Raw genomic sequence first — 25,173 nt, 5'->3', positions numbered from 1 at the left:
GCCGCGATCGGCCCGGCGGCGGCGAACCCGGCGCGGTGCTCGATACCGGGCGCTTCCGTTACCGATTTGCATCCTTGACACAGGTAGAGGCGACGGTTACGGTCGTGCAAACAAGTAGGGAGTCTACCTATAAACAAATGGCAGGCGCTCCGCCCGCCACCGATCCCACCCACTCCAGGAAAGCGGAAGCCCCATGAAGCACACCAGCTCCACCCGCCGCGCGGCGGTCGCCGGGTCCGCGGCTCTCATCCTGTTCACCGCCGCGTGCGGCGCCTCCAGCAGCGGCAGCGGTGGCAAGTCCGGTCCGGGGGCCACCGGCGCCTGCGGCTCTCCGGCATCCAACTCCGACGACTCCCCGATCACCGGCGCGGTCACCGGCAAGATCACGTTCGTCACCAGCGGGCTCAAGTCCGACTTCGCCGACTTCTTCAACGCCGAGATCAAGAAGTTCACCGACGCGCACCCGGGCACCAGCGTGGACTGGCAGGACCTGCCGGCGGACTCCACCGACGCCCGCCTGGTCACCGACGCCTCCAGCTGCACCCTCGCCGACGTGATCAACATCGCGACCTCGGACATCAAGGCGCTCAGCGACGCCGGCACGCTCATGACGCTGGACAAGAAGGTGCCCGGCGTCGCGGACCAGTTCGTCCCGTCGGTGTGGACCACCACCGGGTTCGGCAAGGGTGGGACGCACACCGCGTTCCCCTGGTACTGGGGGCCGTCTGTCCTGACCTACAACAAGAAGATCTTCACCGCGGCGGGTCTGGACCCGGCGAAGCCGCCGGCGACGATGGCCGACTATTTCGCGGACGCCGCGCAGATCAAGGCCAAGACCGGCGACGCGTCGATCTGGGGCAACCCGACGTGGATCCTTCCCGACCAGTGGTACGGCATGGGCGTCCAGGCCATGAACGCGGACAACACCCAGTTCACGTTCGCCGACGACCCCAACGCCAAGGCCTGGATGCAGGGCTACGTCGATGCCTACAAGTCCGGCGCGATCCCGAAGGACTCCATCACTGGAGCACCGGACCCCAGCCAGGGGTTCAGTAACGGTGATCTCGCTTTCGGTTCGACCAACGCCAGCTTCCTGCGGAGCGTTCAGAAGAACGCGCCGCAGCTGTACCCCGACACCGCCGTCGCGCCCTTCCCGAAGAGCGACCCCAGCAAGACGCTGCTGAACGCACAGTTCGTCGCCGTCAACAAGAATACGAAGAACCCCGCGGCGGCGGTGGCCTTCGCCCAGTTCATCACCAGCCCGGACGAGCAGCTGGCCTGGTGCAAGGACCCGAAGGTGGTCATCTTCCCGACCACGACCAAGAGCCTGCAGGACCCGTACTTCTCCGCGCCTGCCGACGGCGACCCCTTCAGCACCGCGCGGGCGGTGGCTGCCAAGGAAGCACAGAGCGCGCAGGCCTGGGTGCCGGCCCTCTACCTGGGCAACACCGATATCGGCAAGGCGATCGTGCAGCAGCTGCAGCTGGCCATGCAAGGCCAGGTCTCCGTCGATGCCGCGCTGAAGGCCGCGCAGGACAAGGCCAACACGATCATGGCGTCTCTGAACCACTGAACCCTTCTGCGGCCTGTGGGGGGCTGCGGAAGCCGGGGCGGACCGCGCGGCGCGTGGTCCCGCCCCACTTGGGCCGCGCGGGCCTGAGACCCGCGCGGCCCGAGCCGGCCGCGAAGCCGGCACCGGCCCGAGGCCGACTCCACGCACTGACGGCAAACTCTCAGGAAAGGCGGCACCATGACCGCACGCAGCGGCGCCGAACTGCATCGACGCTGGTGGATCCCGTGGCTGTGGGTGACTCCCGCCCTGGCCGGTGTCACAGCGTTCGGACTGCTGCCGTTCGCCAACACCGTGTCGCTGTCGTTCACCGACGCCAAGCCGCTCGGCGGCCCGGTCCACGCGGTCGGCTTCGCCAACTACTCGACCTTGTGGCACGACCCGGACTTCTGGACGGCCTTGGGCAACAGCCTCCTCTACCTGGCGATCGCCGTACCGCTGCTGGTCTCGCTGCCGCTGCTGCTGGCCTGCCTCGTGCGTCCCAAGATCCCGATGATCGGGTTCTTCCGCTCGGCCTACTACGTGCCCGTGGTCGCTTCCACAGTCGTGGTCGGACTGGCCTGGCAAACGCTGCTCAAAGACGACGGCCTGGTCAACAGCACACTGAAGAAGGCGCACCTCATCCACCAGGCGGTGCCCTTCCTTTCGGACAGCACCATGGTCCTGCTGTCCGCGATCGCACTGACCGTCTGGAAGGGCCTCGGCTACTACATGGTGTTATACCTGGCCGCGCTCGGAAACGTGGATCGAAGTCTCTACGAGGCCGCCGAACTGGACGGCGCCAGCGCAACGGCCCGGTTCCGCCACGTGACGCTGCCGGGGGTCAGGACCATGACCTATCTGGTGGGCGTCCTGTCGGCCATCGGTGCGCTACGCGTTTTCGCCGAGGTGTACCTACTCGGCGGTGAGGACGGTGGCCCCGGCGGGCAATCGGCCACGCTCGTGTTCTACATCCGCTCGATCGGCCTGGACCCGCTGACCGGCAACGTCGGCCTGGCCAGCGCCGCCAGCGTCGTGCTGTTCCTGCTGACCTTCGGTCTGATCCTGGCCAGCCAGCGCTTCAACCGACGGAGTGAGGAAGCCCGATGACGACGACATCGCCACATCCACGGCGCACCTCCGCCGGACAGCGCCCGGCCCAGCCGGGCGAGCGCAGAAGCCCCCGACGCCGGAATCCCCGATTCATCCGGGCCGGGCACTACATCCTGCTGGTGGCTGTGCTGATTCTCCTGGTCGGTCCTCTGGTGGTTCCGCTACTGGCGAGCTTCAAGAGCTCCGGAGAGAACCTGTTCGGCACCGACGCCACCGTGCTGCCCAGGCACTGGAGCCTGCATGCCTACAGCCAGCTCAACCAGCAGATCCCGCTGGTGCACTACATGCTCAACAGCACAGCGGTCGCCACGATGTCCATCGTCTCCAACCTGGTGGCCGCATGCACCGCCGGGTACATGCTGTCCAGGCCCAACTGGCGCGGCCGCAACGCGGTCTTCTACGTACTGACCGCCGCGATGATGTTCCCCTTCGAATCGATCATGGTCTCGTTGTTCGTGGAGACCCGGAACCTCGGCCTCGTCGACACTCTGCGTGGCGCCTGGCTCCCCGGATCGGTCGGTGTCATCAACATCCTCATCATGCGCGCGGCGTTCATGGCGGTTCCGAAAGAGATCGAGGACGCGGCCCTGCTGGACGGCGCGCGAGAGTGGACCAGATTCTGGCGGATCTTCCTCCCCAGCAGCAGGGGAGCCCTCACCGTCGTCGTCCTCACCACCTTCATCGCAGCCTGGGACGACTTCCTGTGGCCGCTGCTGGTCCTGCGCTCCGACCACAACTTCACGCTGATGCTCGGCCTCGTGGGTCTGGAAGGGCAGTTCGGGTTCGACTACCGGGTCGTGCTCGCCGGGGCTCTCGCCGCTCTGCTGCCGGTCGCGATCATCTTCTTCGCCACCCAACGCTACTTCTTCCGCGGAGTGGAAGAGGGCGGGGTCAAGTTCTGACCCGCGCTCTGAACGACGGTGCTGGGGCGGCCGCACAGCGGCCCCGGCACCGTCGACGGAGTTCGGCTGGAGGCGCGCAGGTCCGCAACGAACGACTGGCAGGTCCGGCCCCACTGCTACTACCCGATAGCCCGCTGAAGCTCGTCAAGAACCTCGCGGTGAACACGGCCGTTGCTGTAAACAGCCGCCTTCGCTGAGATGCTGCGCCCACCGCCCAAATCGCTGACCATCCCTCCGGCCTCCTCGACGATCGGAACGGCGGCGGCGATGTCCCAGGGGCCGGCGCTCATGTGGAAGAAGACGTCCGCCACGCCGGCGGCCACCAGCATGGCCCCGTGGCAGACCCCGGCCCAATCCGACAACGGCCCACCGTCAGCGCCGAGTTCGACCAGGCGCCTGCCGGCAGCGGCGTATTGTGGCGGCACCCAGGCGCTGAGAGGCCAGATGGCGACCGTCGCCTTGTCGAGCTCGGCGATCGAGCTGACCACCAGCGGTTCGCGGCGTTGAGGGTCCCCATCGTCAGATGAACGACTGGTCCAGGCACCGGCGGAACGCGTTGCCCACCAGCGTTGCCGAAGTGCTGGCGCGCTGACCATGCCCGTGACGATCTCACCATGCACTTGAACCGCGAGCAGAGTGCTCCACTCGGGCCGACCGGCCGAGAAGTTGGCTGTTCCATCGATCGGATCGACGATCCACTGCCGCGACGCCGTCCCGTGGCTGCCCAACTCCTCGCCGATGACGAGGTCGTCGGGGCGGCTGGTCGCGAGCCGGTCGCGGATCGCCTGCTCAACCTCGCGATCTGCTGGGGTGACCGGACTGCCGTCGGCTTTGGTCTGCGTCGGCACCGCCCCCGCGGCGAAGTATCGCAGGGAGATACCGTCGGCGATGTCCGCCAGCTGCTGCGCAAGTTCAAGATCCTCGGTTGCCGTCATGGGCACCAGAGTGTAGGGCGGGGCTCCGTCGACGAGCCTGTGGTGTGCGGTCGGCGCGGCTGTGAGCCTGCACCGCCCCCCTCGGTGCGGTGCAGGCTCGGCTCCGAAGACGCCCTGCAATACGGCTCGCCGCGTCAGACGGCTGCGTCAGACGGCGTTGGCCCCGATGACGTCGCTGTACCAGCGACCGCTGCTCTTCACCACGCGCTGCTGGCTGGCGAAGTCGACGTGGATGATTCCGAAGCGCCGGGAGTACCCGAAGCTCCACTCGAAGTTGTCCATCAGCGACCACAGGAAGTATCCGCGCACATCAACGCCCGCCGACAGTGCTTCGTGCAGAGCCACCAAATGGCCGCGCATGTAGGAGATGCGTCGCGGATCGTGCGCGTTCCCATCCGCGTCGAGCTCGTCGTCGAACGCGGCACCGTTCTCGGTCACGGCCAGCGGTACCGGCCCGTAGTCGCGGTGCAGTCGCAGAAGGACGTCCCGAAGCCCGGTCGCGTCCACGACCCAGTCCATAGCCGTGCGCTCGCCGGCCTGGCGGACGAATCGGACCTGGTCCGAGCTGCCCACCCACGGCGAGTGGTCGGAGTTGCCATGGCCGTCGCCACCATCCCCTGCCTCGGCCCGGTCCTGCTCCGACAGCGGCGCCGCAACCAGCATGGGGCTGTAGAAGTTGACTCCGAGCAGGTCGATCGGCCTGGAGATGATCTCCAGATCACCGGGTTCGACGAAATCCCAGCTCGTGACCTCGGCGGTGTCCGCCTTCAAGTCGGCCGGGTAGGAGCCGTGGAACAGCGGATCGAGGAAGATCCGGTTCTGCAGCGCGTCAAGGCGGCGGTAGGCGTCCTGGTCTTCTGCGGAGTCCGACTCCGTGCGGAACTGGGCGACGTTGAGCGCGATCGACACCTGAGCCGACGACGGGAGAACGCTGCGTAGCTCGCCGACGGCCAACCCGTGGCCGAGCAACATGTGATGCGCGGCCCGCAGCGCGGTCTCGGGCTCGTGGCGTCCTGGCGCGTGGATGCCCGATGCGTAGCCCAGGAAGGCCGCGCACCAGGGCTCGTTGAGCGTCGTCCAAGTCTTCACCCGGTCACCTAGCCGGTCGGCGACGATCGCCGCGTATTCAGCGAACCGAAAGGCGGTGTCGCGGCTTCCCCACCCGCCTGCGTCCTCCAGTTCCTGCGGCAGGTCCCAGTGGTAGAGCGTCAGCACCGGTTCTATGCCGCCGGCCAGCAGCTCGTCCACCAGTCGCGCGTAGAAGTCCAGCCCTTCGATGTTGGCCGGTCCCCGGCCGCCGGGCTGAATGCGGGGCCAGGATGTCGAGAACCGGTACGCGCCCAGCCCCAGCTGCTTCATCAGGGCGACGTCGTCGCGGAACCGGTGATAGTGCCCCACCGCCATGTCCCCGGTGTCGCCGTTGGAGGTTTTGCCCGGCGTGTGGCTGAAGGTGTCCCAGATCGAAGGTGTCCGGCCGCCCTCAGCGGCCGCGCCTTCGATCTGATAGGCGGCGGTGCCCGCCCCCCAGACGAAGGCAGGGGGAAAGACCCAGGTGTTCCCGGAAACCTTGCCCTCAGTGGCGAGTGTCGCCTCGGTCATCTCAGAGCGTTCCTTTCACAGCTCGCCGCTGAATCGCCTACGCCCGCGGCATCGGGGCCCGGCGACCAACCAGCGGTGTCCACGAGTCCGGCCAGGCTGACCGGACTAAAGTTAATAGGTAACCTACTTAAAAAGTATGACGAGATCCAGCCCTGGCCTACGGGTCGAACCGCTTCTCAGTGGCAGGGCGCGCGGGCCCGGGGGCGGAAGATCGGGGTGCAGCAGCTCTGGCGCCTGCCGCTTGATTATAGGTAGACTCCCTACTTGTTTAGCTCGATCGCCATCGCGGTCTCAACCTCAGGGATGCAAAAGTTGATAACTCCCACTGACTACCTGGAGCACACCGGTCCGCCGCTGGGCACGCTGCCTCCGCGCACCGCGCCGGACGGCCTCCCGGCTCTCGATCTGGGTGGATGCTGGGGGTTCAGCTGGTCCGCGGACTCAACCGACCTCCCAGAAGGCTTCGAAGCAGGCCGGGGAGAAGCTGCGGCGACTATCGATGTCCCGTCGCATTGGCAGCTGCAGGGCTGGGGCCGCCCGCAGTACACGAACTCCCAGTACCCGTTCCCCCTCGACGTGCCGCACGTTCCCTTCGAGAACGAAGTCGGCTCCTACCGCCGGCTCTTCGAGGTGCCGCAGGCGTGGCGGTCCTCGGGCCGGGTGCTGCTGCGGTTCGAGGGGGTGGACTCCACCGCGGTGGTCTGGGTCAACGGTGTGCAGCTGGGGCTGCTGGTCGGCTCACGGCTCACGCACGAGTTCGATGTCACCGAGCATCTGAAAGCCGGAGAGAATCTGATCGCGGTGCGGGTACACCAGTGGTCGGCCTCCAGCTACATCGAAGACCAAGACCAGTGGTGGCTGTCGGGGATCTTCCGCGAGGTGTCGCTGCGGCATCTGCCCACGGGTGTGCCATCGGACGTGCGAGTCGACACCGACTGGGCGGACGGAGCGGGGTCGATCACCGTGACGGCGGATGTGCCCGGCCGGTTCGAGATCTCCGAGCTCGGCTTCACCGGCGAGCTCGGCGAGCCGGTGACCATCCAGGGGGTCCTGCCCTGGTCGGCCGAATCGCCCCAGCTGTACGACGTGACCGTCTACGGGCCCAGCGGCGCCGTGCACGTGCGCACCGGTTTCCGGTCTGTCTCGGTATCCGACGGCGTGTTCCGGGTCAACGGCGCCCGCACGGTGCTGCGGGGCGTCAACCGCCACGACTTCCATCCGCTGCGGGGGCGGGCTCTCACCCGGCAGGACATGCTCGATGACGTTCTGGCCATCAAGCGGGCCAACCTGAACGCGCTGCGCACCTCCCACTATCCGCCGCCCCCCTATCTGCTGCAGCTGTGCGACCAGTACGGGCTCTACGTCATCGACGAGTGCGATCTGGAGACCCACGGATTCATCGACGTCGACCCGGAGGGAAACCCGGTCGACGACCCGCGCTGGACACAGGCGTTGGTGTCTCGGATGGGCTCGATGGTCACCCGCGACCGCAACCACCCCTGCATCGTGATGTGGTCGCTGGGCAACGAGGCCGACACCGGCTTCAACTTGGCGGCGATGGCGGCGTGGACCAAGTCCGCCGATCCGTCCCGGCCGATCCAGTACGAATGCGATCGGGAGACCGCCTACACCGATGTGTGGTCCCAGATGTACACGCCTCATCAAGAACTCGCCGCGATCGCGCAGCGGGCGGAGCCGGCCTTGCCGGATCTTGCCCAGGACGCGCGGCGGCGGGCCAAACCGTACCTGTTGTGCGAATACGGCCACGCGATGGGGAACGGGCCGGGCGGGCTGTTGGAGTACCGCGATTTGATCGAATCGTCCCAGCGGTGTGCCGGCGCATTCGTCTGGGAGCTGATCGACCAGGGCCTCACCACCACCGACGCCGCCGGGAACACGATCGTCGGCTACGGCGGAGATCTCGGCGAGGTGCTGCACTCGGGCAACTTCTGCTGCGACGGCCTTCTGTTCGCCGACCGCTCCCCATCGCCGGGCATGGCGCAGGTGGCGGCGGTCAACGCCCCGATCCGGCTGGCGTTCGGCACGGACTCGATAGTGATCAGTAGCGCCTACGACCACACGGGCACCGCGAACCTGAGCTACCGATGGACGCTGACCGACAACGGTATCGAGGTCGACGCCGGGGAGTTGCCTGTCCCCGTACTCGGCCCCGGAGACCAGGCAGATGTCCGCTTCCCTGAAATCCCGCGTGGCGCCGACTCAGGAGAGCTCGTCTTCACGGTCAGCGTTCAGCTCGCGGCCGAGGCGGCGTGGGCACCGGCCGGGCACGAGATCGCGTTCGCACAGCACGTGGTGTCGGCAGGGCCGGCGCGTGTCCAGCTTCGCAGTCCCGCGGTGGCTGCCACCGTGTTCCAGCAGGACGGGCCCGACCGCGACAGCAGCCTTGAGCGGATCGTCAGCGTCGGTCCGGCCCGCATCGATCGCTACACCGGGATGCTCGTGGAGCTCGGCGGCGTCACGCTGGCCGGCCCCCGGCTCGAGCTGTGGCGCGCCCCCACCGACAACGACCGGGGCCCCGACGAGGCCACGGCCGTCGCGAGCGCCTGGTCACGGCTGGGTCTGCACCGCCTCACACACCGCCTGACGCACCTGGACGTGACCGGCCCGGCAGTGACGGCTGTCATCCGCACCGCCGCCGCGCACCGGCGAGACGCTGTTGTGACGACCTACCGCTGGAGCTCCGATGGTCAACAGGCGCTGTGCGAAATCACGGTCGAGCCCGTGGGCGACTGGACCGTCCCGGTGGGCCGGATCGGCTGGGTCCTGGAACAACCGCCCGAGCACGACACCGTCGCCTGGTACGGCGGCGGCCCCGGTGAGGCCTACAGCGACAGCCGTGCCGCCTCCCGCCTTGGCCGCTACGAATCCGCTGTCCCGAGCCTGCACACCCCCTACGCCCGCCCCCAGGAAAACGGCCAGCGCCTCGACGTCCGCTGGGCCCAGGTGGGACCGCTGCGCATCACCGGCGATCGTCCGTTCGGCCTCACCGTCAGCCCCTACAGCCGCCGACAACTCGCCGAAACCGCCCACAACGCGGCGCTACGCCCTGAGGACCGCCTGTTCTGCCACATCGACCTGGCCCAGCACGGTCTGGGGTCCGCCTCCTGCGGACCTGGCCCACTGCCGGAAGACGTTCTGCTGCTCACGCCTCAGACATTCACCCTCGCGATGGAAGTTGCTCCGTGAACATCGACGAATGGCAGGACCTGAAGTTCGGCGTCATCATCCACTGGGGGCCGTACAGCCAGTGGGGCGTGTTCGAGAGCTGGACGCTGTGCCAGGAACCCGATCCGTGGTGTGCCCGGCCGGCGCAGTGGGCCGACGACCCGGCCGGCTACCAGAAGGCATATGAGATGCTGCCGGAGACCTTCGACGCACCCGCCTTCGACCCGGGGTCCTGGGCAGCGTCCTGCGCTGCTGCGGGAATGAAGTACGCGGTGTTCACCACCAAACACCACGACGGGTTCGCCATGTATGACACGGCACTGTCGGAATACAAGGTGACCAACACCCCGCTGGGTCGCGATGTGACCAGAGAGGTCTTCGACGCGTTCCGCGCGCGGGGAGTGAGCGCGGGGGTCTACTTTTCCAAGCCCGACTGGCACAGCGACGACTACTGGATCCGCGACCGTCCCCACCCCGACCGCTTCGCCAACTACTCCCCCGCCGAGGAACCGGCCCGATGGCAGCGGTTCAAGGACTTCACCCACGGCCAGATCAGGGAACTGCTGTCCGGCTACGGCCCGGTCGACATCCTCTGGCTCGACGGCGGCTGGGTCCGCGAACCCCGTGAGGACCTGGACATGCCCGCCCTGGCCACCGAGGCGCGCAGCCTGCAACCGCAGATCCTGGTCGTCGACCGCGAGGTCCACGGCCCGCAGGAGGCGTACCGCACCCCCGAGCAGACGCTGCCCGACGAAGTCCAGCCGTTCCCCTGGGAGAGCTGCATAACGCTCGGCCCGATGTGGTACACCGCAGGCCCAGACGAAACATACAAGTCGGTGACCGAAATCGTGCACCTGCTGTGCCGAGTCACAGTACGCGGCGGGAACCTCCTGCTGGGACTGGGACCGGACCACACCGGCGCCATCCCGGATGCGGTCCACCAACGACTGGCCGGGATCGGCGCGTGGCTCGACGTCCACGGAGGCGCGATCTACGGCACCAGGCCGATCGCTCCATTCGAACGCGACGGCCTGCTGTTCACGGCTAAAGATCGCGATGTGTACGCCATCGGGCTGTTGGCGGCTGAACAAGATCTGCCCACCGAGATCAGCTTCCACTGGCCCGGCGAAAAGCCAGAACGCGTGGACCTTCTCGGAGTCGACGATGCCGTCGCCTGGCGCTGGCAGGCTTCCCTCGACACGCACGGCAGCCAGATGATCTCGGTAACGATGCCGAAAGCCTTGATCGAGCACGCGTATGTACTCGCCCTTCGTTACTGACATCCGTGCCCTCACACCGCTCGGATCGTCCAGTCGGCCGCAGGGCGGGCCACCGCTGCTGTTCGAGCACGCCGGGCACGAATGCGTGCCGATGGTCGTGTGCTCCACGTGCGCGGAACCGGTGACAGTCGAGACGCTGATACCGGTTCCGGGGCCCGGAGCGCGGGCCGTTCGGGGAACAACGGTCGTGGCGTCACGGCCTTTGCCCTTTTGAAGGACCGTCATCGTACTTGTGCGTGTACATGCGCACGTCCGCCGCGTTGATGACGTCCGTGGCCGAGTGGTGGTCGCGGATGTCGGCCCAGCCGACGCTGGCTCCGATCGGCGTGTCCGGCGCGATGTCGTTCCAGTCGGCTGCGGCGAGCAGCGCGGTGGCACGGGCGCCGATGATGTGGGCGTCACTCAGCGAGGTGTCGGGAAGGATGATGACGAACTCGTCTCCGCCGTAGCGCGCGATCAGGTCCCCGTCCCGCAAGGCTGACGCCAGGATGTCGCCGACCCGGCGCAGGACGTTGTCGCCGCCGATGTGACCGTGAACCGTGTTGACCTGCTTAAACCGGTCCAGGTCCAGCACCCCGACGGCGGCCGGGCGGCCGGAGTCGATCAACTCGGCCAGGCGCTGGTCGAGGTGGCGCCGGTTCGGCAACCCCGTGAGCGGATCGGTCAGCGCCTGCGCCGCGTAGCCTGCCAGAGTCGTCTCCAGCATCGCCGGGTCCGGGCCGTGCACGACGCGGTTGGCCAGGGAACGCTGGATGAGGAACATCCGCTGACTCATGAGGCGGAAGGACTGCCGCTCGGCGGCGAGTGCCCCGGCGTGGTCACCGATGGCCGAGTGGGCGATGGATCGCAGCCGGTAGTGCTCGGCGGCGTATGCTTCGCTGTCCACGTCGAGGGAGTCGAAGAAGGCCAGCGCCGCTGTCGGCCGTCCTGCGGCGATCGCCATGCACGCCAGTACCTTGCGTTTCCTGAGCTCGGGGAACATCGGCCCGACCGGCGGTGCCAGCCTTCGCGGATCCACCCCCGGTTCGCCACCGAGCACCAGCAGCCGGGCCAGCGCGTAGGAGGCGTTCATCTTGTCCCAGTACGACAAGGTAGTGAACTCCACGGACTCCTCGGCGCGCACGACCCGTGCGATCTCCTCCAGTTGGCGAACGCAGGCGTCCGTGTCGCCGATATCGTCCAACAGCAGCGCGGCGGTCAGCCTGGGGGTCAGATTGCTGGCCAGCACGGGCCACCGGCCGACCGCCTGTTCCTCGCAGCGGACCAGGGAGGACGTGGCCGCCTCGGGCAGTCCGATCCAGGCTTGGCAGTACGACAGTGCGCGCCAGGCGAATGCGGACAGATACGTCGGCGTCGCCGCTGAGTCCAGCGCCTGCTCCCCGTCCAGCAGGTGCTGGAGGGCCGCGTCCCAGTCTCCGTTGAACCGGGAGCCGGCAGCGGCCTCGGCGTGGAACAGCCCCAATGCCACAGGCTCGGCGACGAGTTCGACGGCTTGGAGGGCGTCCTGCTCCGCTTCGAGGTACTCCTGTCCGGCGTCGTCGAGGTCGAGCAGCGCCGACATGCGCATTACCGAAGCCACAGCGCGCTCATCGGCATCGCTGGACTCCTGGAGTATGCGCTCGGACTGCGTCAGCAAAGCTCGGATGCCACCGGTGTTCTTCAGCTCGACCAGCGTGTCGCTCGAACCGGGAAGCCGGTCTCGGTCGTCGTGTCCGTTCACAGCTCACACCTCCTCGCTGCAAACCCCGGGCTCGAAGGCTAACCGTCGATCGCCGGGTGCGCAGCTTGGAGGGGTGCGTGTGGGGGATGTCGAACAGGTCGTCAGTGACGCCTGATGTTCGCGCCGGTGTGGGCCAGCGGAGCCTTGCCCGCGACTGCGGCCGAAGTCGGGGACTCGGACGCGGACGCGGTGTGTGACGGACTGGGCTTCCCGAACTGGGCCGACTCCAGCCCGACCGAGTTCGGCTCCACCCTGGCGATCTAGACGCAAGGCCGGGACCTCCAGTCAGGGTACGGAGACACCACCCGCATCTTCCGACTGTTCACCAACCAGATCACGATCGACCCGACGAAGACCATCGCGACCGTCACCCTGCCGGCCAACTCGAAGATCCATACCTTCGCGTTGACCGCTGGACCTTGAACGGCGCGAACCTGTCCCAGGGCAAACCGGCGACCGTGTCCAGCATCGAGAACTCGTCCTACCCGGCGTCCAACGCCGTGGACGGCAACTCCTCCACCCGGTGGTCCAGCCAATTCAGCGATCCGCAGTGGCTCCAGGTCGACCTCGGCACCGGAGGAACGAAAACACTGACCGGCTTCACCGGCGCCGGCCGCTACGTCCGGATGTACGGCACCGGTTCCGTCAGCATTCCGCACGGAACCGGTGCTTGCCAGATCAGGGCATCGGACTGATACGCAGCACGCGCGCCGCGGCGTTGCCTGGTGCCGGGAGGGTGAACACGGTCCCCTTCCGACCGGGCGCGCTGGAAATCGGTGCACCCGAAGCAACGTCGGTTACCTTGGTGCCCTCGGGGAGATGCAGGCCGGTGATGATCGTTTCCCCGGCGGCCGGGCCCAGGATGTGTACGTACAGGGCTTCGCCCTTGGTCGTGAACCGAACCGGCAGCCCGTCCTGCGTGGTGGATTCGGGCATCGTCCAGGGTCGGGTGCCGTAGACGGCTTCGCCGTGGACGTCGAGCCACGCGCCGAGTTCACGAAGCGCGCGCTGTTGGAGCTGGGGAATGCGGCCGCGGTCGTCCGGGGCGACGCCGAGCAGGAGGTTGCCGTTCTTGCTGACGACGTCCAGCAGCAGATGGACGAGTTCGACGCCGGTGAGGGTGTGTTCGGGTCCCTCTTGGCGGTTCCATCCGAACGATATGCCGATGGGGCGGGCTACTTCCCAGGCTCGGGCGTCGACTTCGTGGCGGCGGGCGAAGTTGGGAGTGGCCACGTCGTACGGGCCGGACCAGAACCGGTCGTTGATGATTCCCTCGGGCACGGCCGCGTAGTAGTCGTGGACGAGCCCGGCCGGGTCGCCGGGGTATCCCATGTCATTCCACAGCAGGTCGGGCTGGTAGTTCTCGATCAGCTCGCGCCACTGGGCGTCGACGTAGGCCGCGTATTCACGGCCGGGCGGGCAGCTGGTGCGGGTGTCGACCATGCGGCGGACCGGGAGGTTGGCGAAGGACCAGTCCAGGCCCGAGGAGTAGTAGAGGCCCAAGTGCATCGAGCGTTCTCGGACGGCGTTCGCGAGTTCGCCGATGACGTCGCGCGGTGCGGTCCAGCCCTGGTCGGGATGTGGGACCTTCGAGGGCCAGAGCCTGTAGCCGTCGTGGTGCTTGGCCACGGGCACGGCGTACCGGACACCGGCGGCCGCGAACAGGTCGGCCCATTCTTTCGGGTCCCATTCGTCGAGTGCCGTAGCGAAGGGCCCGCGGAAGTTCTGGTACGGCATGCCGCCGTAGGTGGCACGGTGGTAGTGCCAGGTCGGGCTGTCCTCGATGGCCATCCCGTTCTCGTACCACTCGGAGAACGGGTGGATGACCAGCGGGTCGGGGTCGTCCGCACCGCGCGGCATGCTCTCACCGTCGACAAGCAGCTCGACCAGCGACTCGTCCAGCGGGGCCCAGCCGGGGACGGAGTACAGCCCCCAGTGGATGATCACGCCGAGTTTGGCGTCGCGGAACCAGTCGGGGGTTTCGCGGACTGCGGGCTCGGTGGCGGTCTTGGACCGTCGTCGAGGCTTCGCGGCTTTCGGCAGGTGCCGGGGAGACCGCTGTTCGGCGGTGGCGCGCGAGGCGTGGGTGAGGACCCACGCGCGTGCGCCGTCGGCGTCACGGCGTTCCAGGGCCGACACCATCATGTCGTGGTCGAGCAGCAGATGTTCGCGTCCCTGCTCCCACGCTGCCTGCCACATCTGCGCGCGGGCCGAGGCGCTGAACAGTGCGTCGGCCAAGGCGGACAACGTGCTGTTGCCGCTGAGCTGGGTCAGGCCCCGGTGGAACTCGCGATCGGCTTCGGCGGCGTCGCCGGGGGCGTCGGCGGCGGCGACCGCGTCCGCGAGCTTGGCCAGCCCGCTGACTTCCGCGGGGCCGGCGTTCGCGGCCGACTTCGCGACGGCGGCCGCCTCCAGGACCGCCTGCACTTCGAGGAGTTCGGCGCGCCGGTCCTCGTCGGCGATCGGTAGCACCAGGCGCAGCCCGGACAGCAGCTGTTCGGGCTCCAGCGCGGTGACGAACACTCCGGCACCCTGCCGGGGATCGACGAGTCCGAGCGCGACGAGCGCGCTGAGCGCCTCCCGGATCGAGCCGCGCGACACGCCGAGCTGCAGGGCGAGATCCCGTTCGACGGGGATCTGCTGGCCGGGCGCGTAGGCACCCCGGGCGATCAGGCTGAGAAGCTGCTCCAACGCCCAGGAAACAGCGGGCCTGGCTGCCGGGGACGGCTGGCCTGGCGAGGTCATCGGCTCTCCTGTCGTAAAGGTCACTGGAAACCCTAGGTCATCGGACCAATCCCGTCCAGCGAGCCACGCGGGTCGGCACCTAGCCGGATCCCGACGCGAAGTCATCAGTCCAATTTGGCCCGCAACTCTTTACACGCTGGACACATGAAGAGTAGAAAGGCGTCCACTCGAATGAGTCGTCGGACCAATCCTGGCGACTGATGGGCTACTCGACCTCCTCACCCCTCAAGGAACAAGGATCCCCATGAGCGTCCCCCGGAGAACTTTCGCCGCCCTCGCGGCCGTCTGTGTGCTGTCGTTCGCCACCGCCTGCGGCACCGGCGCCGGCAGTTCGAGCTCGGCTCCTGAAGCAGCCCCGACCGGTCCGATCACGCTGAACCTGTGGACCTGGACCGGCGCGCCCGGCAGTGACGCCATGAAGCGGGCGATCGACGCCTACACCAAGCTCCACCCGAACGTGACGATCAAGAACACGGAGATCGCCGCCTCCGACTTCAAGGCCAAGGTCCCGCTGGCACTGAACGGCGGCCAGGAGATCGACGTGCTGGCTGTGCAGCCGAACCTGTTCGCCGACCAGATCAAGAACCAGCTGCGGCCGCTGAGTTCCTGGGAGAACGACATGCCGGCCGGGACCATGGCCAAGTTCTCGCCTCTGACCATGGCCCAGGACAAGAAGCTGTACAGCGACGGCCAGCTGTACTCGGTGCCGTTCGCGCTGAGCGGCTCAGCCGTCGGGTACTACAACGCCGCGCTACTCAAGGAACTCGGGGTTCAGCCCCCGAAGACCTTCGCCGACATGGCTGCCCTGGCGAAGGTCCTCAAGGAGAAGAAGCCGGGCGTGGCGGTGGCGGTGATGCCCTCGGGCAGCACCGACTCCTGGTTCCAGGACGAGTTCGCGCTCACCCTGGCCGGCCAGAACGACCCGAACTTCTTCAACAACGTCCGCTACAACAACGGCAAGTGGAACACCCCGGCCTACGTTCAGGCCCTCACCAGCCTGCAGAAGATCTACGCCGACGGCGGGCTGGACAAGAACGTCGTCGACGTCGGCTACTCCGACGCCGAGACCATGTTCGACTCCGGCAAGGCCGCGATCCTGTTCAACGGCACCTGGGACTCGGACCTGCTGTCCCCCGCCTACCGCACGGCGAACAAGATCGGCCTGAGCGACGTCGGCGCGATGCCGGTACCCGCGGTCTCCGACCCCTCGACGCGCTCGCTGCGCTCCTTCCTCGACGTGACCATGGGCATCCCGAAGTCGGCCAAGTACCCCAAGGAAGCGGCCGACTTCATCGCCTTCGTCAGCGCCGGCGACGGAGTCAACCAGTGGGCTTCCAATCTTGGCGAGATCCCGGCCGTCCAGGGCTGGACGGCGCCGGACGGCACAGTGAGCTCCGATGCGGAGAAGTCCGGGCTCAAGACCATTCAAGACCTGATCGCCAACCCGCACAGCGACCGCAACAACCTCAGCGCGTTCTCGACACAGGTCGGCAAGCACGTGCTGGACGTGATCAACGGCGCCGACCCGGCGAAGGCTGCCCAGGCAATGCAGGACGACCTGGACAGCGGCAAGTACAACTGACGCGGATCAGAGCTCCCGAGCCTGGCGCGGCATGACCGCGCTCGGCACCGGAGCCCGATGAAAGGCGCTCTTGATGCGACGCAAGTTGAAGGGCGAAGGCCGGACCGCCCTGCTCTTCCTCACTCCGCTGTTCCTGCTCTACGCGGTCTACTACGCCTACAGCTTCTGGTTCCTGATCGGTACCAGCTTCACCAAGGTGTCGATCAGCTTCGACAACGCCGTCAACGTCGGCTGGAAGAACTATCGGCTGCTGCTGGAGGACCACACCTTCCTGACCGCCATCCGCAACAACCTGCTGTTCGCCGCCGGTAGCATCGTGGTCGCGCTGACCCTGGCGTTCGGCATCGCGGTCATGCTGGCCACCGGCATCGGCGGGCGCAGGCTGTACTACACGATCTTCCTGGTTCCGGCTCTGACTCCGGTGGCGCTCGTGGCGACCGTGTTCGGTCAGATGCTGGAGTATCAGAACGGCGCTTTGAACGAAGGGCTGCGCGCCATCGGTCTGGGCGGCCTGACGCAGCACTGGCTGACCCAGCCGGGCTGGGCGTTCACCGCGGTCATCGGTCTGTTCGCCTACCTCATCGGCCTGCCGATCATGTACTACACGGCCGACCTGGCGGCGATGGACACCGCCGTGCTGGAAGCGGCGCTGATGGACGGCGCAGGACCGCTGTTCATCATGCGCCGCGTCGTCCACCCGATGATGCGCAGCACCCACATCACCGTGACCCTCGCCCTGCTGCTCGGATCGTTCCGGGCGTTCGAGGTGGTGCTGTTGTCCACCGGCGGCGGCCCCGACGACACCACCGAGATCGTCGGCACCTACACCTACCGCTTCGTCACCTCTGGCGGTTCCACGATCGGCTACGCCTCGGCGGCATCAGTGCTCGTCCTCATCGTGGCGATGCTCGTGTCGGGCGTGCAGGCGCTGGTCACCAGGACCGCGAAGAAGGGAGTCACCCGATGAGCGCGAACGGCGGTTTCGGGCTGCTGATCCGACGCCGACGAGACCGGCGTATCGCCCAGGCGATGCTCACGGTGACCGCGCTGCTGTGGCTGTTCCCCGCCTGGTCAGCCGTTCACGAGGCGTTGAAGGTCGGCGGTCTGCACAACTTCACCTCGCTGTTCACCGATCCGCTCGGCGGTATCCCGATCTGGCGCACCTACCTCAACAGCCTCCTGAACGGGGTAGTGCACGCCGCGGTGGTGCTCGCCGTGTCGCTGCCGGCCGGATACGCCTTTGGCAAGCTCCGCTTCCCCGGCCGGGAGGCGCTCTACTACGGGACCATCCTGTTCCTGGCGATCCCCGGAACCGCGATCCTCGTGCCGCTGTACCACATCACCAACGACCTGCACCTGTTCAACAGCAACGTGGGCGTCGGTCTGCCCGAGGCTGCACTGACGGTCCCGTTCGGCGTCCTGCTGATGCGCAACTACGCCGACAACGTCCCCGACGCGCTCTTGGAGGCGGCGATCGTCGACCGCGCCGGCCACTTCCGCATCTTCACGCAGATCTTCGTTCCGATCGCCAAACCAGCTGCCGTGAACCTGACCGTGTTGTGCTTCATGTGGTCCCTCCAGGACTACCTGTGGCCGACGGTCTTCAACACCGACCCGAACATGACCACCGCCGCCCAAGCCGTCTCCACCTTCCACAACGCCCTGTCGGCCTCCCCGGTCGATTCGGCCCGCTACAGCGCCAGCCTGGTCCTGCTCGCCATCCCCGCCATCCTGCTCGTGGTCTTCGGCCTGCGCTTCATCACCAACGGGCTCACGAGCGGCGCGGTCAAGGACTGACCTGACGCCCCTCCCTCGGACGCCCGCACTCGACGCGGGCGCCTGCACCAAAACACCGCAGTTGGAGCCTTCACGAAACGAGGCAACTTCAATGAACCGAAGAAGACAGCTGACGACGGTCGCCTGCACCGCCGCGCTGATCGCCGGCACGCTCAGCGCGGCGACCTCCGCCTCCGCGGCAGGGCCCTCGATCAGCTCGGCGCAGGTCCAGGTTCAGTTCGACACCGCCAACGGACTCCCGGCCCAGTACACCTTCCCCGCATGGAACAACGCGTCGCTGGACGGCAACGACCTCAACAACGGCGGCGGCGCTCTCTCCGCGGACTCGCGCAATAGTTCCGACACTGACTTCTCGGGAACGAACTCACTGCGGTTCGACCACATATCCATCGTGTCGGCGACCGAGGCGCAGGTCTTCTACAACGCGTACTGGAGCGACGGGGTCACCAAGACGGCGTCGCTGGCGATCCAGTACGACGTGAGCGGGGTGAACGTCAACGTCACGCTGCAGAACGTCACCGAGACCGCCGGATACAACCTGATCTCGGTGAACCTGCCCAGCTTGTTGACGGTGCGCCAAGAGGAGGGCGGCTCGCCCTGGATCCTGGACGCCAACGGTGGAGGTCGGCTCACCCCTCTGGCGAACACCACCGTCGGAACCGAGCCGAAGGTCGATTTCAGCAGCCCCGCCACACCGTGGTACCCGGTCAACGCGGTCGGCACCACCGGAGCCACCGGCGCGCTGGAGCTCACCGGCTACCTCGACCAGCCCGACGACGCCGTGTACAACTCCGGATCGAACCTGCACTCCACCTCGGGTCTGGAGGCCGAATACCGGGTCCGCGGCACCACCGCGACTGAGAACATCCTGGTCGACCAAACCCAGATCGCGAAGCTGACCTTCGCCGGGGACTACGACGGCAACGGCACGGTCGACTGGCTGGACCTGGCCAAGACCATGGAGACTCAGGCCCCGCCCATCCCGTCGCACTACTTCGACAACAAGTTCGCCTACATGATCACCGGCCAGAACGGCAACGGCGGCCAGGTCTACACGACCTTCGCCCAGGCCCAGCAGACGGCCGCGCGGATCTCCAACCTGATCGACGGCAACCCCCAGGTCGAACAGATCTCCGGCGCCTTCCAAGGCGGTCACGACACCGTCGAACCGAACTACACCCAGGTCAACACCGCCCTGGGCGGCCTGTCCGGATTCAAGACGGCCCAGGCCAACGCCGCGAACCTCTCCAACACCAACCTCACCATCGACGACAACTACGACGACCAGTACAACGACTCGTACAGCTGCAACACGCAGGTCCCGAGCGCCTGCTACAACACCGCCAACATCGCCCACGACCAGAACAACAACCTGCAGACGACACAAGCCTGGAACGGCGCCGACACCGCCAACATCTCCGGAATGAAGAAGTACGTCGCCGGCGGCCAGGCCCTGACCCGCGCGGATAGCACCATCGCCACCTTCGGCCTGCACGACGGCACGCTCATCGATGCGATGTCGACCTGGGATCTGCGCAACGACTGGGACCCGGCTGCCCCCGCCAGCGGCGTCGACAACCTCGTCGCCGGCAAGGACAAGATCGTGGCGGAGTACGCCAAGCACGGCATCGCCGTCGACAGTGAGGTCGAGCGGTATCCGATGCTCGGCGCACTCGCCATGACCGTCAACGGGCCCGAAGGCGGCGGCTGGAACGGCGGCTTCAACACCGAGGTGCCCTTCATGGCCACGGCGCTGCGCCACACCATCATCTACGGCGGGCAGGACGGCAGCGTCAACAACGGCGAGATGGGCATGGGCGAGACCGACCCGAAGACGATGCTCGTCAACAACGTCCGATCCGCCAACTGGGTGGTCAACGGCTACACCGGCTTCCAGGCCACCGACCAGCAGATCTCAGACGACTACTACCTGGACTACCTGCCCTGGTTCCTGTTGTCGAAGCTGGACGTCCAGAGCTTCACCCGCAGCGCCGACGGCAACTCGATCAGCGAGACCCTGTCCGACACGTCCGGCAACACCGCGTCCATCGCGGTCAACTACGCCACCAACCACTTCTCCGCCGTCTACGACGGAGCACAGATCATGAACGACTACACCGTCACGGTGCCGATGGACAGCAGCCGGATCGCCTTCTTCAACGGCGGGCCGGCCGGGACGATGACGTACCCGCTGCCGGCCGGCGTGAATCCGGCCACGGTCAGGGCGTCCGCCCTCTACAGCGACCACCGCAGCGACGTTCCGGTCACCGCCTCCAACGGCACGATCAGCCTCACCGTGCCGAACAGCACCCCGGTCATCGTCTATCTCAACCAGCCGACGCCGACCACGGTCAACGACAACTCCACGGCCATCACCTACTCCGGCACCGGATGGGGCTACTACCCCAATCGCGGACTGGGTGACGTCGGCAACGACGTCCACGCCACCTCGACCAACGGAGACTCGGCGACGGCGACCTTCACCGGCACCGGTGTCGACCTGCTGACCGAGAAGAACAGCGACGAGGGCACCGCGGACGTCTACGTGGACGGCCAACTCGTCAAAAGCATCAACAACAACGCCGCCAGCCGATCGGTCCAGACGCCCGTGTACAGCGTCGCAGGCCTGCCCTACGGCACGCACACCGTGAAAGTCGTGAACACGAGCGGCTCCTACCTGCTGATCGACGCGTTCAAGACCTACGACAACATCCCGCCGACCACGACCGTCAACGACACCTACTCCGGCCTCACCTACACCGGAAGCGGCTGGTCCTACCACCCGAGCCGGACCCTGGGCGATCTGTCCGACGACGTCCACGCCACGCAGAACAACGGCGACTCCGTGTCGTACACCTTCTACGGCACCGGCATCGACGTCATCTCGGAGAAGAACTCCGACGAGGGCGCCGCCACCGTCTCGATCGACGGCGGGACCCCGGCCGCGATCAACGGCTACGCCGCCACGCGCGCGGTCCAGCAGGTCATCTCCTCCACACGCGGACTGAGCTCCGGACCGCACACCGTCACCATCACCAACCAAAGCAGCGCCTACCTGCTGCTCGACGGCATCACCACTTACAACTGACCACCAGCCAAACCGATCCATCCGTACCGGGCCCGCGGCTACGGCCGCGGGCCCGGCCTGTTCTCCCACGGCCGTCGACACCCGAACCGCCGTGTCCTGGAAGGAATCAGCACTTTGAGTGTTCTGAGGTATCACCGGCCGGCCCGGCAGTGGACCGAAGCCCTGCCGATCGGGAACGGATACCAAGGGGCGATGCTGTTCGGCGGCGTCGAGGCCGAGCGGCTGCAAATCAACGAGGGAACCGCGTGGTCGGGCAGCATCGCCAGTGAGAACTTGCCTCCCGTGGTCACCGCCGGACAGGCCCGGACAGCCATAGCGGCCGCACGGGCCGCGCTGCGCGACGGCGACCCGCTTGCCGCGGACGCGGCGGTCCAGCGGCTACAACACCGCCACTGCCAGGCCTACCTGCCGTTCGTGGACGTAACGGTCCAGCTCCTGCCGGCCGGTGCGACCGGCTGGCACGGTGAGCCCGACTCCTACGAACGTCTCCTCGACCTCGCCACCGCGACCCACCGCACACGATGGCGGCGTGACGGAATCGAAGTCAGGCAGTCCTCGTTCGCCAGCCACCCGGACCGAGTTCTGGTTCATCGGTTGTGGACCTCAAGCCCGGTCGACGTGGTGGTCACCCTGTCGTCACCGCTGAAAGTGCTGGGCACCCGGACACCGGCCGGAGACTTCGCCAACGACACTCCGACGGCGATGATCGCGACCCTGCTACAGCTGCCCAGCGATGTCGTCCCCGCCCACGAAGACGCCGACGAGCCGGTCTTCTGGGACGGTTCGCCGGGCGCCGCCCTGCGCGGCGCCTGCTCCGTGGCCGCCAGGCACGACGGGATCGCGACACCGGTGGTGGCGGACGGCCAGGACGCGATCAGCATGACCCTGAGAAACGTCACCACGGTGGACATCGTCATCGCCACAGCCACGACGTTCGACGGCATCGCCCGCGCTTCACGCGGCGACGAACACGACGCCCTGACGCGGACGACGAAGCAAGTGAGCAGCGCACTGAACCGCGGCGTCATGGCAGTCCGGAACCGGCAACTCGCCGACCACCGGGAGCTGTTCGGTCGCGTGTCGTGGGACCTGTCGGCCGGAGACCACGTCGGCGGCCCGACCGACGAACGCCTCATCGCCGCCAACACCCACACCGAAGGACCGCTGCGCGCCGACCCGCACCTCGCGGTCCTGCTGTTCGACTACGGCCGCTACCTGCTCATCTCCTCCTCCCGCCAAGGCGGGACCCCGGCCAACCTGCAGGGCATCTGGAACGAGTCGATGAGAGCCCCCTGGAGCTCCAACTACACCACCAACATCAACCTGCAGATGAACTACTGGCCGGCCGACGTCACCAACCTGCCGGAGACCGTGCCGCCGCTGTTCGATCTGATCGAGGCGCTCAGCCGCAACGGCCGCGAGACCGCCGAACGCCTGTACGGCGCATCCGGTTGGGTCGCCCATCACAACAGCGACATCTGGGCCTACACCCAGCCGGTCGGCTACGGCAGGCACGATCCCAAGTGGGCGTTCTGGCCGTTCGCCGGCCCATGGCTCGTCCAGCATCTTCACCAGCACCTGGACTTCGGTGCCCGATCCCAACCCGACCCGAAGGAGTTCGCGCGCCAGATCGTCTGGCCGATCACGGCTTCCGCGGCGGAGTTCCTGCTCGACTGGTTGATCGAAGAGCCCGACGGAACGCTCGGCACCGCACCGTCCACATCTCCCGAGAACACCTTTCTGCTACCGGACGGGCACACCGCGGCGATCACACGATCATCGGCTTCAGACCTGAGCCTCACAGCAGAACTCTTCCAGCGCCTGCTAGGGCTCGCCGACACACTCGGAAACCCTGACGAACACCTCGTGAATCGAGTTCGGTCAGCACAGGCCAAGGTGCCGGCGCTCCGGGTCGGCCGCAACGGTGATGTCGCCGAATGGCTCGACGACCTGACAGCAGCCGACCCGCACCATCGTCACCAATCGCACCTGTATCAGCTCTTCCCCGGAAACGACCTGACCGATGAGCTGTCCGAAGCCGCCAGCCGCACACTGGATCTGCGGGGAGACGATTCGACCGGGTGGTCGCTGGCTTGGCGGCTCGCGCTGCGGGCGCGGCTGCGACAGCCGGAGGCAGTCAGCCGGCTGCTGGCTATGCTGTTCCGCGATATGGAAACCGACCGGGGCCCCTGGTCCGGCGGCCTGTATCCGAACCTGTTCGCCGCGCACCCGCCCTTCCAGATCGACGCCAACCTCGGCTACGTCGCGGCCATCGCCGAATGCTTCGTCCAAAGCCACGACGGCCGGATCTCGGTGCTGCCCGCAGTGCCCGCCGAGTTCGGCGCCGGAACGATGCGGGGCCTTGTGGCACGGCCCGGTGTTCAGGTCGATGTGGAATGGAAGCAGGGTGAAGGAGGTCCCGCGCTGGTCTCAGCCCGGCTGCGGGCCCTGCATCAGGCGGCCTGCGGCGAGTACGTCATCGCCTACCGGAACAGGCTGCTGACGGTCAATGTCGACGAGGCAGGCACAGAAGTGGAAGGGGACCTGTTCGACCAATAGGCAGTCGTGAGCCTCGTCCCCGGCACGTCGGCTCCGACTCAGCTGTGAGCAGCGTGAGTCGGAGCCGACGTGTCTTCGACTGTCAGTAGCCTCCGGTCAAAGGCACCGGCACGTGCTGGGGCAGAAGTCCCGCGTCGCGCAGACCCCGCCACACGGCGAACGGCACCGGCCGGCGAGCCTCGGTGATCGCGTCACGCACTTCCTCGGCGCTGCGTGCACCGATCAGCACGGACGCCACCGCCGGATGCGCGAGGGGAAAACACAGTGCCGCCGCGCGCAACGGGACGCCATACCTTTGGCAGACCACCTGCATGCGCACCGCCTGATTGAGCACATCAGACGAGACGGCGTTGTAGTCGTAGGTCGCGTCCGGCCTGGGATCGGCGAGCAGTCCGGAGTTGAACACGCCGCCGATGACCACCGACACGCCACGGTCGGCGGCGGCCGGCAGGAGTTCGACCAGGCCGCTCTGGTCCAGCAGGGTGTAGCGACCGGCCAGCAGGACCACGTCCACGTCCGTGTCCCGCACGAACCGGGTGAGCATGTCGGCCTGGTTCATACCGGCGCCGATGGCGCCGACGACGCCCTGCGATCGCAGATCCTCCAGCGCCGGATACGCCTCGGAGAACGCCTGCTCGCCGTGGTCGTCCGGGTCGTGCAGATAGACGATGTCGACACGGTCCAGTCCCAGACGCTCCAGGCTCTGCTCCAGCGAGCGCCGGACGCCGTCGGCGCTGAAGTCCCAGCGGCGACGGTGTGTGGCGGGCACTGCGAAACCGTTGTCGAGGTCGTCGCCGGCGGGCTCGGGCAGCGGTTCCAAAATCCGTCCGACTTTGGTGGAGATCGTGTATTCGGCCCGCGGCCGGACGCGCAGTGCTTCGCCGAGTCGCTTTTCAGACAGGCCCAGGCCGTAGTGCGGCGCGGTGTCGAAGCTGCGAATGCCCATCTCCCAGGCCACGTCCACGGCACGCCGCGCGGCGGCGTCGATGACGGGCGAGCCCAGGTCGCCGATGGCGGCGGCCCCGAAAGCCAGTTCCGTGATGTGCACGGCGCTGTGGCCGAGGCGTCTCTTGGGTAGTGCGCCGGAGGCGAGATTGGTGTCCGTTTCCATAGCCGGC

Annotated in this window: 16 protein-coding genes; 11 read left to right on the top strand and 5 right to left on the bottom strand. The window is 67.2% G+C overall.

The window, feature by feature from the left end; genetic code table 11:
* Positions 1-193 precede the first annotated feature (193 nt).
* The 3 genes from ABIA35_RS17550 (at position 194) to ABIA35_RS17540 (ending at position 3,564) form a co-directional block, all read left to right on the top strand.
* On the top strand, positions 194-1,573 hold the full coding sequence (locus ABIA35_RS17550; RefSeq protein ID WP_370358572.1) for an extracellular solute-binding protein: 1,380 nt from the start codon (positions 194-196) through the stop codon (positions 1,571-1,573).
* 177 nt (positions 1,574-1,750) lie between these two features.
* Positions 1,751-2,659: a carbohydrate ABC transporter permease gene (locus tag ABIA35_RS17545; RefSeq protein ID WP_370358571.1), complete on the top strand. Its 909-nt coding sequence runs from the start codon at positions 1,751-1,753 to the stop codon at positions 2,657-2,659.
* On the top strand, positions 2,656-3,564 hold the full coding sequence (locus tag ABIA35_RS17540; protein ID WP_370358570.1) for a carbohydrate ABC transporter permease: 909 nt from the start codon (positions 2,656-2,658) through the stop codon (positions 3,562-3,564). The genes ABIA35_RS17545 and ABIA35_RS17540 overlap by 4 nt, the downstream gene beginning before the upstream one ends.
* A gap of 119 nt (positions 3,565-3,683) precedes the next feature.
* Here ABIA35_RS17540 and ABIA35_RS17535 read toward each other — a convergent pair whose 3' ends face one another.
* Together ABIA35_RS17535 and ABIA35_RS17530 are read right to left on the bottom strand one after the other, a co-directional pair.
* Positions 3,684-4,499 (bottom strand): inositol monophosphatase, encoded by an 816-nt coding sequence (locus tag ABIA35_RS17535; protein WP_370345057.1) that lies wholly within the window; start codon positions 4,497-4,499, stop codon positions 3,684-3,686.
* 147 nt (positions 4,500-4,646) lie between these two features.
* Positions 4,647-6,098: a glycoside hydrolase family 1 protein gene (locus ABIA35_RS17530; RefSeq protein ID WP_370358569.1), complete on the bottom strand. Its 1,452-nt coding sequence runs from the start codon at positions 6,096-6,098 to the stop codon at positions 4,647-4,649.
* A 312-nt stretch (positions 6,099-6,410) separates the two neighbouring features.
* On the opposite strand from ABIA35_RS17530, the gene ABIA35_RS17525 reads away from it, so the two are divergent.
* Complete coding sequence (locus tag ABIA35_RS17525) at positions 6,411-9,305, top strand: glycoside hydrolase family 2 TIM barrel-domain containing protein (RefSeq protein ID WP_370358568.1); 2,895 nt, start codon at positions 6,411-6,413, stop codon at positions 9,303-9,305.
* Positions 9,302-10,564, top strand: a complete 1,263-nt coding sequence (locus ABIA35_RS17520; RefSeq protein WP_370358567.1) for an alpha-L-fucosidase — start codon at positions 9,302-9,304, stop codon at positions 10,562-10,564. The genes ABIA35_RS17525 and ABIA35_RS17520 overlap by 4 nt, the downstream gene beginning before the upstream one ends.
* Before the next feature lie 193 nt (positions 10,565-10,757).
* On the opposite strand, the gene ABIA35_RS17515 is transcribed toward ABIA35_RS17520, so the two are convergent.
* Positions 10,758-12,284, bottom strand: a complete 1,527-nt coding sequence (locus tag ABIA35_RS17515; RefSeq protein ID WP_370358566.1) for a GGDEF domain-containing protein — start codon at positions 12,282-12,284, stop codon at positions 10,758-10,760.
* 419 nt (positions 12,285-12,703) lie between these two features.
* Here ABIA35_RS17515 and ABIA35_RS17510 point away from each other — a divergent pair, with 419 nt between their 5' ends.
* Positions 12,704-12,979: a discoidin domain-containing protein gene (locus ABIA35_RS17510; protein WP_370358565.1), complete on the top strand. Its 276-nt coding sequence runs from the start codon at positions 12,704-12,706 to the stop codon at positions 12,977-12,979.
* Here the strand turns inward: ABIA35_RS17510 and ABIA35_RS17505 are convergent.
* Entirely contained in the window at positions 12,963-15,029 is a 2,067-nt protein-coding gene (locus ABIA35_RS17505; RefSeq protein ID WP_370358564.1) for an alpha-L-fucosidase, read from the bottom strand. The genes ABIA35_RS17510 and ABIA35_RS17505 overlap by 17 nt on opposite strands.
* Positions 15,030-15,273: 244 nt before the next feature.
* Here ABIA35_RS17505 and ABIA35_RS17500 point away from each other — a divergent pair, with 244 nt between their 5' ends.
* From ABIA35_RS17500 to ABIA35_RS17480, 5 genes are all read left to right on the top strand, one after another.
* Positions 15,274-16,611, top strand: a complete 1,338-nt coding sequence (locus ABIA35_RS17500) for an ABC transporter substrate-binding protein (protein ID WP_370358563.1) — start codon at positions 15,274-15,276, stop codon at positions 16,609-16,611.
* A gap of 73 nt (positions 16,612-16,684) precedes the next feature.
* The gene (locus ABIA35_RS17495; RefSeq protein WP_370358562.1) at positions 16,685-17,578 is read left to right on the top strand and encodes a carbohydrate ABC transporter permease; all 894 of its coding nucleotides are present in this window, start codon (positions 16,685-16,687) and stop codon (positions 17,576-17,578) included.
* On the top strand, positions 17,575-18,408 hold the full coding sequence (locus tag ABIA35_RS17490; protein WP_370358561.1) for a carbohydrate ABC transporter permease: 834 nt from the start codon (positions 17,575-17,577) through the stop codon (positions 18,406-18,408). The genes ABIA35_RS17495 and ABIA35_RS17490 overlap by 4 nt, the downstream gene beginning before the upstream one ends.
* A 91-nt stretch (positions 18,409-18,499) precedes the next feature.
* Entirely contained in the window at positions 18,500-21,496 is a 2,997-nt protein-coding gene (locus tag ABIA35_RS17485) for a hypothetical protein (RefSeq protein WP_370358560.1), read from the top strand.
* Positions 21,497-21,610: 114 nt separating this feature from the next.
* Entirely contained in the window at positions 21,611-24,055 is a 2,445-nt protein-coding gene (locus tag ABIA35_RS17480) for a glycoside hydrolase N-terminal domain-containing protein (protein ID WP_370358559.1), read from the top strand.
* Between the two features lie 82 nt (positions 24,056-24,137).
* Here ABIA35_RS17480 and ABIA35_RS17475 read toward each other — a convergent pair whose 3' ends face one another.
* On the bottom strand, positions 24,138-25,166 hold the full coding sequence (locus ABIA35_RS17475) for an aldo/keto reductase (RefSeq protein WP_370358558.1): 1,029 nt from the start codon (positions 25,164-25,166) through the stop codon (positions 24,138-24,140).
* Positions 25,167-25,173: the final 7 nt, after the last annotated feature.

This window comes from Catenulispora sp. MAP12-49, from assembly GCF_041262705.1.
Classification (GTDB): domain Bacteria; phylum Actinomycetota; class Actinomycetes; order Streptomycetales; family Catenulisporaceae; genus Catenulispora.
Note: the sequence above shows the minus strand (reverse complement) of the source record. Positions and strands in the feature narration are given on the sequence as shown.

Coding starts and splice junctions, on each gene's coding strand:
- ABIA35_RS17530 (WP_370358569.1), bottom strand. CDS start 6,098: ATGACCGAGGCGACACTCGCCACTGAGGGCAAGGTTTCCGGGAACACC.
- ABIA35_RS17490 (WP_370358561.1), top strand. CDS start 17,575: ATGAGCGCGAACGGCGGTTTCGGGCTGCTGATCCGACGCCGACGAGAC.
- ABIA35_RS17475 (WP_370358558.1), bottom strand. CDS start 25,166: ATGGAAACGGACACCAATCTCGCCTCCGGCGCACTACCCAAGAGACGC.
- ABIA35_RS17535 (WP_370345057.1), bottom strand. CDS start 4,499: ATGACGGCAACCGAGGATCTTGAACTTGCGCAGCAGCTGGCGGACATC.
- ABIA35_RS17545 (WP_370358571.1), top strand. CDS start 1,751: ATGACCGCACGCAGCGGCGCCGAACTGCATCGACGCTGGTGGATCCCG.
- ABIA35_RS17500 (WP_370358563.1), top strand. CDS start 15,274: ATGAGCGTCCCCCGGAGAACTTTCGCCGCCCTCGCGGCCGTCTGTGTG.
- ABIA35_RS17495 (WP_370358562.1), top strand. CDS start 16,685: ATGCGACGCAAGTTGAAGGGCGAAGGCCGGACCGCCCTGCTCTTCCTC.
- ABIA35_RS17550 (WP_370358572.1), top strand. CDS start 194: ATGAAGCACACCAGCTCCACCCGCCGCGCGGCGGTCGCCGGGTCCGCG.
- ABIA35_RS17540 (WP_370358570.1), top strand. CDS start 2,656: ATGACGACGACATCGCCACATCCACGGCGCACCTCCGCCGGACAGCGC.
- ABIA35_RS17505 (WP_370358564.1), bottom strand. CDS start 15,029: ATGACCTCGCCAGGCCAGCCGTCCCCGGCAGCCAGGCCCGCTGTTTCC.
- ABIA35_RS17485 (WP_370358560.1), top strand. CDS start 18,500: ATGAACCGAAGAAGACAGCTGACGACGGTCGCCTGCACCGCCGCGCTG.